At 38.1% G+C, this 15,903-nt stretch carries 18 protein-coding genes and 15 tRNA genes; 2 read left to right on the top strand and 31 right to left on the bottom strand.

The window, feature by feature from the left end; all coding sequences use genetic code 11:
• Positions 1-65: 65 nt before the first annotated feature.
• From DIS06_RS04375 to DIS06_RS04300, 16 genes are all read right to left on the bottom strand, one after another.
• Positions 66-139, bottom strand: a tRNA-Gly gene (locus DIS06_RS04375).
• An 18-nt stretch (positions 140-157) separates the two neighbouring features.
• Positions 158-234, bottom strand: a tRNA-Pro gene (locus tag DIS06_RS04370).
• A 6-nt stretch (positions 235-240) separates the two neighbouring features.
• A tRNA-Arg gene (locus DIS06_RS04365) sits at positions 241-317 on the bottom strand.
• Positions 318-404: 87 nt separating this feature from the next.
• Positions 405-488 (bottom strand) — tRNA-Leu (locus DIS06_RS04360).
• A gap of 15 nt (positions 489-503) precedes the next feature.
• Positions 504-585: transfer RNA gene (locus tag DIS06_RS04355), tRNA-Leu, on the bottom strand.
• Between the two features lie 12 nt (positions 586-597).
• Positions 598-673 (bottom strand) — tRNA-Lys (locus DIS06_RS04350).
• Positions 674-679: 6 nt separating this feature from the next.
• Positions 680-754 (bottom strand) — tRNA-Gln (locus DIS06_RS04345).
• A 28-nt stretch (positions 755-782) separates the two neighbouring features.
• Positions 783-858 (bottom strand) — tRNA-Asp (locus DIS06_RS04340).
• Between the two features lie 72 nt (positions 859-930).
• Positions 931-1,006: transfer RNA gene (locus tag DIS06_RS04335), tRNA-Lys, on the bottom strand.
• 6 nt (positions 1,007-1,012) lie between these two features.
• Positions 1,013-1,087: transfer RNA gene (locus DIS06_RS04330), tRNA-Gln, on the bottom strand.
• 28 nt (positions 1,088-1,115) lie between these two features.
• Positions 1,116-1,191: transfer RNA gene (locus DIS06_RS04325), tRNA-Asp, on the bottom strand.
• Positions 1,192-1,200: 9 nt separating this feature from the next.
• Positions 1,201-1,276: transfer RNA gene (locus DIS06_RS04320), tRNA-Val, on the bottom strand.
• Between the two features lie 49 nt (positions 1,277-1,325).
• Positions 1,326-1,397 (bottom strand) — tRNA-Glu (locus DIS06_RS04315).
• Positions 1,398-1,409: 12 nt separating this feature from the next.
• Positions 1,410-1,500, bottom strand: a tRNA-Ser gene (locus DIS06_RS04310).
• A 6-nt stretch (positions 1,501-1,506) separates the two neighbouring features.
• Positions 1,507-1,581, bottom strand: a tRNA-Asn gene (locus DIS06_RS04305).
• Between the two features lie 126 nt (positions 1,582-1,707).
• Positions 1,708-2,166 (bottom strand): SprT family protein, encoded by a 459-nt coding sequence (locus DIS06_RS04300; protein ID WP_110112032.1) that lies wholly within the window; start codon positions 2,164-2,166, stop codon positions 1,708-1,710.
• A gap of 170 nt (positions 2,167-2,336) precedes the next feature.
• On the opposite strand from DIS06_RS04300, the gene cmpA reads away from it, so the two are divergent.
• Positions 2,337-2,450, top strand: coding sequence for a cortex morphogenetic protein CmpA (cmpA, locus tag DIS06_RS04295; RefSeq protein WP_110112031.1), 114 nt, complete (start codon positions 2,337-2,339; stop codon positions 2,448-2,450).
• A gap of 20 nt (positions 2,451-2,470) precedes the next feature.
• Here the strand turns inward: cmpA and DIS06_RS04290 are convergent, their stop codons facing one another.
• From DIS06_RS04290 to acpS, 13 genes are all read right to left on the bottom strand, one after another.
• On the bottom strand, positions 2,471-4,645 hold the full coding sequence (locus DIS06_RS04290) for a Tex family protein (RefSeq protein ID WP_110112030.1): 2,175 nt from the start codon (positions 4,643-4,645) through the stop codon (positions 2,471-2,473).
• A gap of 86 nt (positions 4,646-4,731) precedes the next feature.
• On the bottom strand, positions 4,732-5,334 hold the full coding sequence (locus DIS06_RS04285; protein WP_110112029.1) for a PP2C family serine/threonine-protein phosphatase: 603 nt from the start codon (positions 5,332-5,334) through the stop codon (positions 4,732-4,734).
• Positions 5,331-6,125, bottom strand: coding sequence for an RNA polymerase sigma factor SigB (gene sigB, locus DIS06_RS04280; protein ID WP_110112028.1), 795 nt, complete (start codon positions 6,123-6,125; stop codon positions 5,331-5,333). Before sigB ends, DIS06_RS04285 begins: the two co-directional genes overlap by 4 nt.
• The gene (gene rsbW, locus DIS06_RS04275; RefSeq protein WP_110112027.1) at positions 6,091-6,576 is read right to left on the bottom strand and encodes an anti-sigma B factor RsbW; all 486 of its coding nucleotides are present in this window, start codon (positions 6,574-6,576) and stop codon (positions 6,091-6,093) included. Before rsbW ends, sigB begins: the two co-directional genes overlap by 35 nt.
• Positions 6,573-6,905, bottom strand: coding sequence for an anti-sigma factor antagonist (locus DIS06_RS04270; protein WP_110112026.1), 333 nt, complete (start codon positions 6,903-6,905; stop codon positions 6,573-6,575). Before DIS06_RS04270 ends, rsbW begins: the two co-directional genes overlap by 4 nt.
• A gap of 57 nt (positions 6,906-6,962) precedes the next feature.
• Positions 6,963-7,973, bottom strand: a complete 1,011-nt coding sequence (locus DIS06_RS04265; protein WP_110112025.1) for a PP2C family protein-serine/threonine phosphatase — start codon at positions 7,971-7,973, stop codon at positions 6,963-6,965.
• A gap of 13 nt (positions 7,974-7,986) precedes the next feature.
• Entirely contained in the window at positions 7,987-8,388 is a 402-nt protein-coding gene (locus DIS06_RS04260; RefSeq protein ID WP_110112024.1) for an anti-sigma regulatory factor, read from the bottom strand.
• 3 nt (positions 8,389-8,391) lie between these two features.
• Complete coding sequence (locus DIS06_RS04255; protein WP_110112023.1) at positions 8,392-8,748, bottom strand: STAS domain-containing protein; 357 nt, start codon at positions 8,746-8,748, stop codon at positions 8,392-8,394.
• Positions 8,745-9,593 (bottom strand): STAS domain-containing protein, encoded by an 849-nt coding sequence (locus tag DIS06_RS04250; protein WP_110112022.1) that lies wholly within the window; start codon positions 9,591-9,593, stop codon positions 8,745-8,747. The genes DIS06_RS04255 and DIS06_RS04250 overlap by 4 nt, the downstream gene beginning before the upstream one ends.
• Before the next feature lie 158 nt (positions 9,594-9,751).
• Entirely contained in the window at positions 9,752-10,102 is a 351-nt protein-coding gene (ndoA, locus tag DIS06_RS04245) for a type II toxin-antitoxin system endoribonuclease NdoA (RefSeq protein WP_110112021.1), read from the bottom strand.
• Between the two features lie 4 nt (positions 10,103-10,106).
• Positions 10,107-10,388 (bottom strand): CopG family ribbon-helix-helix protein, encoded by a 282-nt coding sequence (locus DIS06_RS04240; protein WP_110112020.1) that lies wholly within the window; start codon positions 10,386-10,388, stop codon positions 10,107-10,109.
• A 274-nt stretch (positions 10,389-10,662) separates the two neighbouring features.
• Positions 10,663-11,673: a LolA family protein gene (locus DIS06_RS04235; RefSeq protein WP_110112019.1), complete on the bottom strand. Its 1,011-nt coding sequence runs from the start codon at positions 11,671-11,673 to the stop codon at positions 10,663-10,665.
• Positions 11,674-11,798: 125 nt separating this feature from the next.
• Positions 11,799-12,158 carry a holo-ACP synthase gene (gene acpS / locus DIS06_RS04230; RefSeq protein ID WP_110112018.1) on the bottom strand — a complete coding sequence of 120 codons (360 nt, stop codon included), beginning with the start codon at positions 12,156-12,158 and terminating at the stop codon, positions 11,799-11,801.
• A gap of 81 nt (positions 12,159-12,239) precedes the next feature.
• Between acpS and DIS06_RS04225 the strand changes: the two genes are divergently transcribed.
• Positions 12,240-12,914 carry a rhomboid family intramembrane serine protease gene (locus DIS06_RS04225; RefSeq protein WP_110112017.1) on the top strand — a complete coding sequence of 225 codons (675 nt, stop codon included), beginning with the start codon at positions 12,240-12,242 and terminating at the stop codon, positions 12,912-12,914.
• Positions 12,915-12,973: 59 nt separating this feature from the next.
• Here the strand turns inward: DIS06_RS04225 and uvsE are convergent, their stop codons facing one another.
• A complete protein-coding gene (uvsE, locus tag DIS06_RS04220; protein ID WP_110112016.1) occupies positions 12,974-13,942 on the bottom strand; it encodes a UV DNA damage repair endonuclease UvsE in 969 nt (322 codons plus the stop codon).
• A gap of 102 nt (positions 13,943-14,044) precedes the next feature.
• Entirely contained in the window at positions 14,045-15,451 is a 1,407-nt protein-coding gene (cshA, locus tag DIS06_RS04215) for a degradosome RNA helicase CshA (protein ID WP_481746840.1), read from the bottom strand.
• Positions 15,452-15,903: the final 452 nt, after the last annotated feature.

Here is a 15,903-nt window from a genome sequence, read left to right as displayed (position 1 = left end):
AGTTTAAAACTTAATTAACGTTGACGTTTGTCGCTTTGTTCAGTTTTCAAAGTTCAATATTAAAGTGGAGCGGGTGATGGGAATCGAACCCACGACATCAGCTTGGAAGGCTGAGGTTTTACCATTAAACTACACCCGCATATGAAATTAAAATAACTGGTCGGGAAGACAGGATTCGAACCTGCGACCCCATGGTCCCAAACCATGTGCTCTACCAAGCTGAGCTACTCCCCGTATGTATGGCGCGCCCGAGAGGACTCGAACCCCTAACCTTTTGATCCGTAGTCAAACGCTCTATCCAATTGAGCTACGGGCGCTTATTATGATGTTGTCACCTCAACAGCGACTTTATTATCTTACCACATTCTCTTTTGTTGAGTCAACACTTTTTTATTTTTTTACGATGCGGCCGAGAGGACTTGAACCTCCACGGGGTTAACCCCCACTAGGCCCTCAACCTAGCGCGTCTGCCATTCCGCCACGACCGCTTAGAGAAAATAAAATGCGGGTGAAGGGACTTGAACCCCCACGTCATAAGACACTAGATCCTAAGTCTAGCGCGTCTGCCAATTCCGCCACACCCGCGAATTGATTAAATGGTGAGCCATGAAGGACTCGAACCTTCGACCCTCTGATTAAAAGTCAGATGCTCTACCAACTGAGCTAATGGCTCTAAATATGGCTGGGCTAGCTGGATTCGAACCAACGCATGACGGAGTCAAAGTCCGTTGCCTTACCGCTTGGCTATAGCCCAATTTTGTCTAATTTAAAGCTGTCGTAAATGGCGGTCCCGACGGGAATCGAACCCGCGATCTCCTGCGTGACAGGCAGGCATGTTAACCGCTACACCACGGGACCAGCTTTATATGGTGGAGGATGACGGGATCNTAGCGCGTCTGCCAATTCCGCCACACCCGCGAATTGATTAAATGGTGAGCCATGAAGGACTCGAACCTTCGACCCTCTGATTAAAAGTCAGATGCTCTACCAACTGAGCTAATGGCTCTAAATATGGCTGGGCTAGCTGGATTCGAACCAACGCATGACGGAGTCAAAGTCCGTTGCCTTACCGCTTGGCTATAGCCCAATTTTGTCTAATTTAAAGCTGTCGTAAATGGCGGTCCCGACGGGAATCGAACCCGCGATCTCCTGCGTGACAGGCAGGCATGTTAACCGCTACACCACGGGACCAGCTTTATATGGTGGAGGATGACGGGATCGAACCGCCGACCCCCTGCTTGTAAGGCAGGTGCTCTCCCAGCTGAGCTAATCCTCCACATTTTTTAGAAAAAAATTATCCATGTCATCAACATGAATAAAAGGTATGACCCGTACGGGATTCGAACCCGTGTTACCGCCGTGAAAGGGCGGTGTCTTAACCGCTTGACCAACGGGCCATCATAATATGATGGCGGAGAAGGAGGGATTTGAACCCTCGCGCCGCTTACGCGACCTACACCCTTAGCAGGGGCGCCTCTTCAGCCACTTGAGTACTTCCCCATATAATGGCTCCACAGGTAGGACTCGAACCTACGACCGATCGGTTAACAGCCGATTGCTCTACCACTGAGCTACTGTGGAATGTTTCATATAAGACTTTTATTATGATACTATTTTTAAAAAAGGTTGTCAACACCCTTTTTTAACAAATCGTCACTCTTGCGACGGCTTAATTAATATATCATATTCAAAATAGCAGAGTCAACATCATTCAGATACTTTTTTTAACTTACCTTTACACCTTCCACAAACATACTTAGCCGTATCTACTTTTCGATGTCTATCATATCTTTGACCACACCGCAGGCATTGATACATGTATCGCTTTCCATTTGAATATTTTTTACTTGATAAAAGAGGCTGACAAAATCTTGGTGCCCCTACTGCACTCATTAAGTCTTTGAAATCTTTATCCCTATGCTTATAACCTTTCCCCTCTAGGTGAAGGTGATAATGACAAAGCTCATGCTTAATGATCCTCTTTACCTCTTCAATCCCATGCTCATTATAATACTTAGGATTAATTTCAATGTTGTGAGTATGTAGTAAGTACCTTCCTCCTGTTGTTCGTAAGCGCGGATTAAACGACGCTGTATGAGCAAAGACTTTCTTGAAAGAAGTAAGCGATATTTTTTCCACTAACACTTGAAGTTGTTGATTGTCCATCTTGGCACTCCTTTATCTTTTTATAATGGTAACCTAGCCACACAGGTGCACCACGTACAAGGCTCTTGCATATATTCTATACTACAATGTTTATCAATGACGTGTTTTTTACTTACGATAACTCTCTCTATATCATTCAACTAAGATTTCTCAGAAGAGGTGGTGCTCTCATGCCTACTTGGCTACAAAGACAAATGCAAAGAGCTTATTATAAAAAGGATCGGTCTCAAATTAAACTACTCAATCAATGTTGGTTTTTTTATCGAAAAAAGCACTGCTCCTAAAAGAGCAGTACTTTTTATTTTCATGTAGATGGAGAAAGCATAGTTAACGATACTCTTCCTTTGGTCATGTTAACATCTTCAATCCATACTGTAACAAGATCACCCACCGATACAATATCTAGTGGATGGCTAACGTACTTTTTACTTAGCTTCGAAATATGAACAAGCCCATCTTGCTTCACACCTATATCAACAAATGCACCAAAATCTACAACGTTTCTAACCGTACCTTCTAATTGCATGCCAGTTGACAAATCCTCTAACTGTAAAACATCTGTTCGTAACAACGGCTTTGGCAGCTCATCACGAGGATCACGTCCAGGGCGTACAAGGGCATCGATGATATCTCTAAGTGTTAACTCACCAATACCTAGTTCCTCTGATAACTCTAGCAAGTTCAAATGACTAAGCTTTTCTTTTAATTCGCTTGAACCGAGGTCTTTAGTTGAAAAACCAAGCTGAGTAAGTAGTTTTTCAACGTTTTTATAATTTTCAGGATGAATACTCGTTTGATCGAGCGGCTCTTTTCCATCAACAATCCGTAAAAAGCCGATACACTGTTCATACGTCTTAGCACCTAACCTAGGGATTTTCTTTAATTGCTTTCGGTCCACAATTTTCCCATTTTCCTCGCGGTACTTCACCATATTTTGAGCAACCGTTTTGTTTAATCCGGCTACATATTGCAATAATGAAGCGGAGGCAGTGTTAACATTTACACCCACTTGGTTTACAACGGTTTCTACAACAAACGAAAGAGAGTCATTTAGTTGCTTTTGAGATACATCATGTTGATACTGACCAACGCCTACTGATTTTGGATCAATTTTAACTAACTCAGCTAGCGGATCTTGAAGTCGTCTTGCAATAGATACCGCACTTCTTTCTTCAACTTGTAAATGTGGAAACTCCTCTCGTGCAAGCTCTGATGCAGAATAGACGCTAGCCCCCGCTTCGTTAACAATTAAATAGTAAATGTTTTGATCTACTTTGCGAAGCAAGTCAGCAATGAGCTGCTCTGTTTCACGAGAAGCTGTCCCGTTCCCTATGGCCACCATCTCAACTTTAAATTCACGAAGCATACTCATTAACTTTTGCTCGGCTTCATTACGTTTGTTTGCGGGTGCATGTGGGTAAATCACATCGATTTTTAATACCTTACCCGTTTCATCTACAACAACTAGTTTACAACCTGTACGGTATGCTGGATCTACACCTAACACAACCTTACCTTTTAACGGCGGTTGCAACAGAAGTTTGCGTAAGTTTTCAGAGAAGATATGAATGGCTCTCTCTTCTGCCTTTTCTGTTAATTCTTTTCGAACTTCACGTTCAATTGAAGGTTCAATTAAACGCTTATAAGCATCTTCAATCGACATTTTCACATATTCTGTGACATCTGATTTATGGTTCGAGATAACTTGTTTGTACAGATAATCTGTTATTTGTTCCACAGATGATTGAATGGTTACTTTTAATACACCATCTTTTTCTCCGCGATTCATCGCTAGTATACGATGAGGCACAATTTTAGAAGCTGATTCCTTGTACTCGTAGTACATTTCATATACTTTTTTTTCGTCCTTCTGTTCATCTTTTAATGCCGATTGAATGAGACCCTGCTGAAATGTCTTACTTCTAATCCACTTACGATACGTTGGATTATCGGAGATTTGCTCAGCAATAATATCCATAGCTCCGTTTATTGCATCTTCTGTGGTTGAAACATCATTTTCAGTTGAGACGTATTCTCGTGCTTTTGTATGTATGGACTGGCTAGGAAATGTCATCATCCACTCGGCAAATGGCTCTAACCCTTTTTCTTTAGCAATAGTGGCCCTTGTTCGACGCTTTTGTTTATACGGTCGATATAAGTCTTCAACTTCTTGAAGCTTGGTCGCTTTCTTAATTTGTGAAGCAAGTGAATCCGTTAACTTCCCTTGCTCATCAATTAAACGAATAACTTCTTCTTTTCGTGTATGTAAATTTACAAGGTATGTCCAAGAGTCTAGAATTTGCCTAATTTGCACTTCATCTAATGCACCTGTTTTTTCTTTTCGGTACCTTGCGATAAATGGCACAGTATTACCTTCTTCTATTAAAGAAATAACACTTTGAACCTGCTTATATGAAATGTTTGTTTCTGAGGAAACAGATTTAATAAAAAAATCCTCTTTCTCTTTAACGATTGTCAAGCAAACTCCTCCTCACTAGTATGAAAGCTTTCTCCTAATTGTAACAAAACTCACATGCGATAGCACATGTGAGTTAGGAAGATAACTTATACTGTTATATGACCAATAACGTACGTAATATCATCATCATTGGAAATGATTTTACTTTGCAACTCTGTAGACATTTGTTGGATTTTACTCGTCTTTGAAAAAACTGATTTAATTTCTCTTAAATTTAAGCCATCTGTGTGAATTAAAAAGCGCGAACCAGGTTCAAATGAAAACACTTGTGTACGAAACCTTTGTATTTTCCCAGATAGAAATCCTTTTATAGGTAAAGGATATGTTAACTTACCATCCGGAGAATAAAGATAAAAACGAATGTTCCCTATGTTACTATAAACAAACTGAAACGTCTTTTTATAAAATTTCAATACTGCAACAGCAGCACCACGAGTGTTCTTTGTTGCATCATTGCACCGTCTCATCAGTTCTTCTACATCTGCATGAGGATATAGCGAGACGACATTTGTAATCGCAGATGATGCTTTCATAGCATATTCACCACTACCTAACCCATCGGCCATTACACATAAAAAATAGTCCTCTGTTTCTTTTACATAGTAACTGTCTCCACAATAATGGTTTCCTTTTTTTGCCGCTTGATAAACTTCTAATTTCACACTGTTACACTGCTGTTCAGAAGTCAAATTTTACACTCCATATGATCCGTGTCTGCCCTTGCAGCATTTCTCAATTTTTCTAGCGCTCTTCTTTGCAGCCTAGATACATGCATTTGAGAAATACCTAGCTTTTCACCTGTATCTTTTTGGCTTAAGTTTTCAATAAACGTGCAGCGAATAATCTCTTTTTCTCGTTCATTTAATACATGAAGGATTTTTTCTAGCACTAGCCTTTGATCAGTCTTTTCGTAACCCTGCTCTTTTTCTCCAACTAAATCTAAGATCGTCACTGTTCCGCCATCTGAATCTGCTTCGATTGAATGGTCAACTGAAAGAGCTTGATAACTCTGCCCCATCTCCATTGTTTCTAATACTTCTTCTTCTGTCACTTCCAGATACTCAGCAATCTCTCTCACTTGAGGTGAGCGCTGTAAATTTGTTGTTAACTCTTCTACAGCAGCCTTTATCTTGGGCCCTAACTCTTTTATGCGGCGAGGCACATGCACACTCCATGTTTTATCACGCAGGAAACGTTTGATCTCTCCAATGATCGTTGGAACAGCAAATGATTCAAATGTTCTGCCAAAAGATGAATCATACCTTTTAATAGCTCCTAATAAACCTAACATTCCAACTTGAGCAATATCTTCATGAAGATCTCGTCCCTTTGAGTAACGGCGAGCAATTGATTCTACAAGATTTTTGTAGTGTAAAACTAGCTGACTTTGAGCATCCTCATCTTGTGATTGCTGACAACGCTCTATGAGTTGCTCTACATCTTCTTTAGTTAACTTCATAGGTTGAGACTGGGTTTTCATCACTCTCCACCTGCTCTCTTTGCAAATACTTTGTCATCATAACTGTTACACCTTGTGAGTTAACCATTTTCACATCATCCATTAAAGTACTGATTAAATAAAGGCCAAGTCCACCTTCAGGTAAGAACTCTACCTCTTTAGATGATTCATATGGACCGATTTCTTTCTTTAATGCTTCTAAATCAAAGCTTTCACCTTTATCTACAACCATAATCTCTAGACGATCATCAAACAACCCAAAACCTACTGTCACTTCACCTTTAGCCTCTGATGTGTAAGCATGTTGAACAGCATTTGTACAAGCTTCACTAATAGCAATCTTTATATCTTCGATTTCATCATAAGAAAAGCCCATTCGGTTGGCAACACCAGATAACGTAAGTCTTACAATCGCAACATAGTCTGGTTTAGCTGGAATTTTCATTTCAACGAAGTCATAAGGTTGTTTCATTTTACGCCACCCTCTACTTGAGAATTTACATTTAAAATATCAGTTAATCCTGTAATATCAAATAGACGTTTTAAGCGTTCAGATACACCAACAAATTTCAATGTCCCTTCATTTTTCTTCATTGCTTTTAATAACGCAATGAACACGCCAAGACCCGTACTATCCATATAAGAAACGTTTGTCAAATCAACAGTAATATAGACATTTTTCTTTTCTGCTATTTCAATAAACTTCTCTTTTAAGTTTGGAGCCGTATATGCATCTATTTCACCAGCCAATGTAATTTGATACTCTTGGCCACTCTCTTTTACATCAATCGTCAAATTCATTGATCTAGATCCCCCTATAATGTTCTACTATTCATTACATACCCTTACAACAGATATTTAAACTAATCTCTTTAAAATAATCAATGTAAAATCATCTCTTAACTGGAAACCTTGGAGTTTTTCTAATTCTTTATAAACGGAATCCACCATTTCTTGAGCAGATAAGTGCATATATGACCTAATTAAATTTATGATGTCCAATCTTTCAATAAACTCATCTTCTCTTCGACATTCGGTTACTCCATCAGTTAAAAGAATAATCATGTCACCTTTTTTTAATTGCGTTTCATATTGGGTATACTTAATATGACGATCTACTCCAAGTACTAAACCTTTGGCTTCCAAGTCGTCAAACTCATCTTGTTCTGCATGATAATAAAAGCCTGGTTCGTGGCCAGCTGATGCATAAATAAATGAGTTCTCAATTGGGTCATAACTTCCATAAAACATGGTAATAAACATACTCGGGTCGACGTTTTGCTCAACAATTGTGTTTAAGTTTTCTAATACATAACTTGGATTCTTCCGAGACTCTGGTAAACTATCCATTGCATACTTAATCATAGACATGCACATAGCAGCGGGAATACCTTTACCGATCACATCAGCAACAGCTATACTAATCATTCCATTTTCATCTTTTACAAAATGATGATAATCTCCATTCATTTGATTAGCAGGAACACTAATTGCCCCAATATCTAAAGAAGGAATATCAGGAATATACGTACTCAACAGATTCTGCTGTACGTTAGCTGCGACTTCAATTTCTGATTTCAATTGACGTTGTCTATTTTTTAAATTTTGATGTTCTCGATATGCTAATCCGTAGCTAATCATCACTTCAAGTAGAAAGTCCATTGAATGTAGTACTTTATCTGGAATAGTTGGATAAATCTCCTCAATGACTTCTTTATGAATACTCACAATATCCTCTGGAGATATTTCATTTTCAAGAGATTTTCGACTAAGTTTTTGACCTTGATATAAAATCTGTTCATTTTGGGTTTGAATGTAATTCGCCAAAATGTCCTTGTATAAATCTTTCATCTCTCTATGAAAATCCATAGTCTATTTCCTCCTAGCGGAGCCATTTAATCGCCTTAATTTCTGTACCCTCTCCTACGGAAGATTCAATATCAAACTCATCCATGAGACGCTTAACTCCGGGAAGACCGGCACCTAAACCTCCTGATGTAGAGTAGCCATCTTCCATAACTTTACGAATATCTGAAATTCCTGGCCCTTTATCAGAAGCGATCACAATAAGTCCTTTTTTTCCTAAACGATGTAGCTTTTCAATGCATATTTCACCCTTGCCAGCATATAAATAAATATTTCTTGCTAGCTCTGAAATAGCCGTTGTAATACGAGCTTGGTCCACTGTTCCAAACCCCAACTCTTTTGAGACATTTCTACCTAGCTGTCTAGCAGCAACGATGTCCCATTCTGTTACAATCTTGACACAGGATTGGAATTCCATTTGCTACTCCCCCAATTCCGATTGGAGTTTTTCTAGCCCTTTTTCCAAGTCCAGTGCAGTTAGAACATCGTTTAACCCAATACCTAATTCAACCAATGTAATGGCAACAGCAGGTTGTATACCTGTTAAAACCACTTTTGCCCCCATCAAATTAGACATACTCACAACATCACCTAATACCTTCGCAATAAAGGAATCAATCATATCAATTGATGTTAAATCAATGACAACTCCTTTTGCGCCTGTTTGATGAATTTTACTCAATAAATCCTCTTGAAATTGAATAGCTGTTTGATCGTCTAGTTCCCACTGAATTGAAACTAATAAATAATCATATAGCTTTAAAATAGGTATCCTCACAGTGATTCCTCCGATTCTGCATGTACAATTTTACGATTGGTTATTTCTAACGCTTTTTCAATTCCTTTTTTAAGAGAATTTTTTGTAATAATTTGATTCAGGTCAATTCCTAAGTTAACAATCGTTTGAGCAATCTCCGGTCGGATTCCCACTAGTAAGCACTTTGCTCCAACTAGTCGAACCGCTTCAGCAGCTTGAATAATATGATGCGCGACCATTGTATCCACTACTGGCACACCCGTAATATCAATTAACACTACTTCGGACCTGTGTTTGACTACACCCTGTAGTAGATTTTCCATAATTTTCTTTGCACGATCTGTATCAATCGTACCTACTAAAGGCATAACTGTAATTTTATCGAACACTGGAATAAGAGGAGCTGATAATTCTTGAAGCGCTACTCTCTGAAGCATAATTGTGTTCTCCCACGAGTTCCCGTACTTTTCAACTACTTGGTTATAAATAGGGCCTAACCAACCATCAAACTCGTACAGTAGCTCTGTTTCCACTTTATCATTACGGGAAGAAGATTCGCTCACGAAACCTTCAAAAACAACTTGTCCAATATTACGAACACCTTGAGTTAAATACGTTAACGGCCAACCCAGTCTCACTACTTTTTCAATGACATCATCTAACCTCTCAACAAAAAGAGCTGAATCCTTATCATTAGATATACTAGATAAGATTGTATCGACAAAGTCTGAACTTACATTTACGTATAGACTTTCAGAGACGATGTTTTGAATTCGCTCTGTTTCACTCGTTCTCATAACCTCTAACCAGTTATTTAAAATATCTAACTTATGATTTTGAATATATTTAATTAATTGTTCGTTCATAACGTCCTCCTCATAATTCCTTTAAAGAACCGATCGGGTTTTCTATTATTCAAGACGCTAATAACATTCTTCTCTCACTATATATATACATGTTATTTTTAGTCAAATTAAAAAAGTTGCTCTTTATGGAGCAACTTCGGAAAAATGGAATTGTCATACTAAAAGTCGATAAGTCCTAAACTTATTTGCAAGGCTTCATCCACTCTGTCCATCATCTCGTCATCTAAATGAGTAATTTTATCAGTTAACCGCTGTTTATCGATTGTTCGAATTTGTTCTAACAAAATAACAGAATCACGCTCAAATCCATAACGTTGCGAGTCAATTTCTACATGAGTAGGTAACTTCGCTTTTTGAATTTGCGCAGTAATCGCTGCCACAATAACAGTTGGGCTGAACCGATTTCCAATATCATTTTGAATGACAAGTACAGGGCGAACGCCTCCTTGTTCTGAACCAACAACCGGAGATAGGTCAGCAAAATAAACGTCGCCGCGTTTGACTACCAAATCATTACCCTCCGCTTACTAAGCGTTCAACAGTATGATCAGCTTCATACTCAGCTAAGAAAGCTTCAGATGCAATGTTTAAGTTTATTTTTGCCATCTCCATATATCCACGTCTCATTGATTCGCGAATATGGCGCTTTTTTCTTTCTCGAAGGTACATTTTTGTTGCTTGGTAAATAAATTCACTTCGATTACCATTCTCCTGTTTAATGATTACATCTAATTCAGATAATAAGTTTTGCGGTAATCTAACTAGGATCTCTGTAGTTGCGCTAGCTTCAGACACAAACATACACCTCCAACATCAATACACACACCAATAGTCTCATCTTATTTCATCATACCACTGATTACTAAGAATGCAAAGTCAATTCTGTTAATTCCTACACTATTATCGTCATTTACTATACCGTTTTATGCATTTATTAGAAATAAAATGATGAGGCCGACATCATTTTATGCACATTTTTTGTAACCAATTACATAAATTTCACGGAAGCAGCCATCAAAGAAAAGAAAAAGAACAGGCTCTTGATGTATGAGCCTGTTGGATGTTCACATTATTTTATCATTTGACTTTGAATCGAACGTGCAACCATCATAAATTCTGATTCGGTTAAATCGTTTGATGAGACCATAAAGTCCACACCATCAAATGACCAAGATAACGTTTTATCCGTAAGCGCACCAATCGTAAAGCCTAAATCAACAGGTTCACCACTCACACTTGTAGAGGTAGATGCTTGTGCTACCCGTGACTTTTCCTGTACAACTGTAAACGGCTTTTCACCATCATACATAATCACGATACGCTCACCGTTTTCGGTCTTAACTTTCTTCTCTTCTGAGATGACTGAACCTTCCGGGATTTCTTCTGGATACATAATTTCAAATGGTTGGGCATTCGATGGTGCAACTGTTGGAACTTCCATCTTTGCACCTGTCATATTGCGCTTTGTATCAAATGCACCTTCATCAAACTTCGCATTCATTTGAACATCTGAAAATTCCACTTCAATTAGTACATTTTCATCTGTATCCATAATTTTGACGTTTTGAGGTGTTAAATCTTTTTTATTTAGCGTAATTGCTTGTTTCGGCAACATTGCGCTGTTTTGATAATTCGTTTTTGTTTTAAATACATAGGATTTTTCATTAGAAGTAAACTCCGCTTCTTGATCTTCCATAATGTCTCGAACAAGAGATTCATATAAGTACGCTTGACTACTATTTTGTGGCCAATCACTTTGGAAGCGGAAGCTCTTATTTAGTGCTGGCGTCAGTACAAATACACCTTCATCATTACGCAAAATCATCTGACTTTGTTCTTTTGTTGCATTCTTTAAGTTTACTCGATAATACATTGGTTTACTGTGCCAAATTTCAACATCATACACCTGAGAGTCTTTTCCTGTATTTAGTGTCATTTTGGCATTGGCTTTGTACCCCGTCATCTCTTCTACTTTTTCATCAAGTGAGTTCATTACATCTTGCTGACTTTGTTCACCGCACGCAGCTAGAGTAAATACAAAAGCTACACAAACGAGGAAACCTACAAGCTTTTTCCGCATTCTCTCAACCCCTTTGCCTCTATTCACATATCTTGAAGAGAAAACCGTGCTTCCTTCTATTGTTCACACCTTGTCTCTTCTATCCACAATATGAATATATGAACGAGGATTTACGAATATGCAGACTAGCTTGACAAGCGTTCAATTATTACTTGAGCAATTGCATATTGCTTGCTATGAGAGATAGATAGATGTACTCTTTCTTGTAATGAACCTTCTATATTTGGCTTACCATGTTCATCATAAAAAATTTCAACATCATGAAACCCTAACTCTTTTCCAATACCGGTTCCTCTCGCTTTTGAATAAGCTTCTTTTGCAGCAAACCGTCCTGCTAGAAATTCAACTTTTCGATAACCGGTTAACTGGTCATAATAGAGTTGTTCAGTGTCGGTTAAAATACGCTGAACAAAAGTTGGCTGTCGTTCTATTATTTTCTGGATGCGGTCAATTTCTGTTAAATCAATTCCTGTTCCAATGATCATCAAAAACTCCCTTTCTTCTACTCAATTGTTTATTGCATATGATGAATGTAAACACAAGAACTGTATAAAGGAGTTGTCTTCATGTTCGTCCGTACTGAGACATTTCGTGAATTCATTCGGTTTTACCCTGTTACATCCACAATTATTGCCATCCACCTTTTATTTTGGATGATTTTAATTTTACCTCTTAGTTATAGCAACCTTTTTATTTCACAATTAATTGGAGTCAATGGATTAATTGCACAAGGAGAATACTGGAGGCTCATTACACCTATCTTTCTTCATAGTGGGTTTTCTCATTTATTGTTCAATACATTCTCACTCGTTTTATTTGCTCCTGCTCTCGAACGACTGTTAGGTAAAGCAAAGTTTTTATTTATTTATATCGGTAGCGGTATTATCGCCAATATGATTACATTTTTTGTTCAACCTCCCACATACAGTCATGTTGGTTCGTCAGGTGCAATCTTTGGACTACTAGGTATGTATATCTTTATCATTTTATACCAAAAGCATATCCTTTCAACAAGTGATACTCAAATTGTAATCGTTCTTTTAGTTCTTGGATTATTAATGGGGCTGTTTAACACACGTGTTAATATGGTGGCACATGTTGGTGGAATGCTGAGTGGATTTATATTGTCATTTGTTCTCTTCAAAACACCGATTCGTTCTAATCAACGCAGAACAAAACAATTTTATTTTTGGCTAGTTCTTGGTTTACTTGTTATACTAGGCCTTTTCTCTTACCGATAACGGTAAATGAAGAGAAGTCGTTCACCACTTTCACTAAATGGAAGTGACGAACGACTTTTTTATTTTATATAAAACGTAGACTTACTAACGAGTTCGATATGACTAGTGTCCTTTAAATCTTTAATCAACTGAAACAACGCATCATCTTTTTGTTTCGCTTCAATCATGCAGTCAATTTGAGGAACGCTTCCTTTAATTTTGGATAAAAACCCTTTAAACATCTCTACGTCAATATAGTTAGCATGAGCTCTAAAATCTTTTTCATCTCTTGGACTAGAAATATGCATTTTAATCGGAAGCGGAGAGTGTTTCCATGTTTGAACAATCCGCTCCCAATAATGTTCCCATTGCTTATCTTCATGATTTGCTAGATGATGATGCAAATCAAAAACAAGAGGAATATTTAACTTCTCACATAAATAAAGAGCATGTTCCACGTGAAACGTTGTATCGTCATTTTCAAGGATAATCATTTTTTGAATTCCTTCAGGTACAAAACCCCAGTTATGAATAAATTGCTCCAATGCTTGTTCCTTATCCTCATATGCTCCTCCTACATGAAGAACACAACGGTGATTTAAGTCGACTCCCATCCCCTTGAGCAAAAGCGCATGCATCTTTAATGTTTTAATTGAACGTTTAAGTACATCTTTATTTTTGGAATTAAGAAGAACAAAGTGATCAGGATGAAAGTCAACCCTCATCGGGTGCTTATGTAAAAACTCTTTTACTTCGTTCAAAATGGGACGAATCGGTTTCATGTAATCCCAATCTTCAAGCTCTTCGTGATTCACGAGTGGTATCAACCTTGAGCTAAACCGAAAAAACTCCACTTCACTCCATACATTATGTTTTAACAGCCTTAAACAATTTTCTAAATTTGAGATTGAAATTCGTTCTAGTTTTCGTATAGCTGCTTCTCGATTTTTCAGTTTGCTAAATTGAGCAAATGTCATCGTTTGAGACGGAGAACTGTTTTGCAAATGAACACTCATCGCTACATATCCTAACCTTACCAACGTATCCAACCTGTCCACCTCATTTTAAAAGAGAATGCCCTTAGTGTTTCCGAGAGACTAAAAAATAAAACAAGGCATGCAGTCATTAACTGCATGCCTTGTTTCTATCGGTTACCCTTTGTGATTATTACGTGGTTCTTTACGACCATTGTTGTTTTGACGACGCTTATCGCCATGACGTTTTGCATTCCCTCTTCTACCTTGTTGAGAGAAGCTTTTTGATCTTGAGCGATTATTGTTACGTTGTTGTTTTGCTACAACAGGAGGCTCAGCTGTTAATTGAACAGGTGTTGTGTTAGGCTCTTTTGTAAACAAACGAAGTGCTGCCGATACTAACGATACTGAGTCGTGATCTTCTAGTAACTCTTCAGCCATTTGTTTATAGAACGATAAGTTATCTTTTTCAACCGCTGCAATTAACTTGTCTGCCGCTAGACGCTGTTGACCTTCCATTGCTTCATCAAGAGTTGGAACTTCCATACGGTCCATTTTACGTTTTGTTGTTTTTTCAACATTGTGTAATTGACCTGTTTCTCTTGGTGTAATGAAAGTCATCGCAACTCCCGTTTTACCAGCACGTCCAGTACGTCCAATACGGTGAACATAGCTTTCTGGATCTTGTGGAACATCAAAGTTATAAACGTGAGTTACACCTGAGATATCTAGTCCACGAGCAGCTACGTCTGTCGCAACTAGTACGTCAATAGATCCTTCTTTAAATTGACGTAAAACAGATAAACGTTTCGCTTGGCTTAAATCACCGTGGATTCCTTCTGCTGCATATCCACGTAGATTTAATGCTTCTGAAAGTTCATCTACACGACGTTTCGTACGACCAAAGATGATCGCAAGTTCAGGAGACTGAATATCTAAAAGACGTGTTAAAACGTCAAATTTGCGCTTTTCATGCACTTCTAGGTAGTACTGTTGAATGTTTGGAACCGTTACTTCTTTTGCCTTTACTTTTACAAGTTTAGGTTCAGACATAAACTTCTCTGCAATGCGACGGATTGGGTCTGGCATTGTAGCTGAGAATAGTAATGTTTGATGGTTCTTTGGAACATTTGATAAAATCTTTTCAATATCTTCAATGAAGCCCATGTTTAACATTTCATCTGCTTCATCTAATACAACTGTGTGGACATCTTGTAGGCGAAGTGTTTTGCGGTTAATATGGTCTAACATACGTCCTGGTGTACCTACAATGATATGTGGGTGTTTTTTTAGTGCACGGATTTGACGGCCAATGTCTTGACCTCCGTAAATTGGAAGAACACGAACGCGCTTTGTTGAACCAACTTTGTATAATTCTTCTGATACTTGCACAGCTAATTCACGAGTCGGCGCAATAACTAATCCTTGGATTGCATCAATTGATGTATTAACCTTTTCAATAAGAGGAATACCAAATGCTGCTGTTTTTCCCGTTCCTGTTTGCGCTTGTCCAATTAAGTCATGACCTTCTAATGCTAATGGAATCGTTTGTGCTTGGATAGGAGTCGCTTCTTCGAATCCCATCTTACTTACAGCGTTTTTCAGCTGTGGACTAAGTCCTAAATCTTGAAATAATGCCAATTTTTCCAAACTCCTTCTGTGTTTCTATATTATATCTATATTTTACAAAAAAAAGCATTCTCCGCAAATGCAGACAATGCTCTAAACGATTTTTCCGATAAAGTCGACGGGCGTTTAGAGAATAAGAGTCTCAAGACACTTAGACTATATCATAACACTACCAAATATGAATTGCAATACAGCTTAATGGTCAGAACATCCCCATCTCACTGTTTGTTTATACAACGAGCCGCTGCTTTTTTTCTATACCTTACTTTTTTTAACGCTTCCAACCTCACTAGTACACGTTTTTATCATGACACTCTTTTTTGACGTGATGTGTATAAATTAGAAACAAAATTTATTTTCGATCATATTTAGTTGTTCGTTAGGGTGATAAACTCCTCAATCACTTT

The sequence above is a fragment of the Bacillus sp. CGMCC 1.16541 genome (assembly GCF_003184905.1).
In the GTDB taxonomy this organism is placed as follows: Bacteria; Bacillota; Bacilli; order Bacillales; family Bacillaceae_H; genus Priestia.
This window is presented reverse-complemented; position numbering and strand designations above follow the sequence as displayed.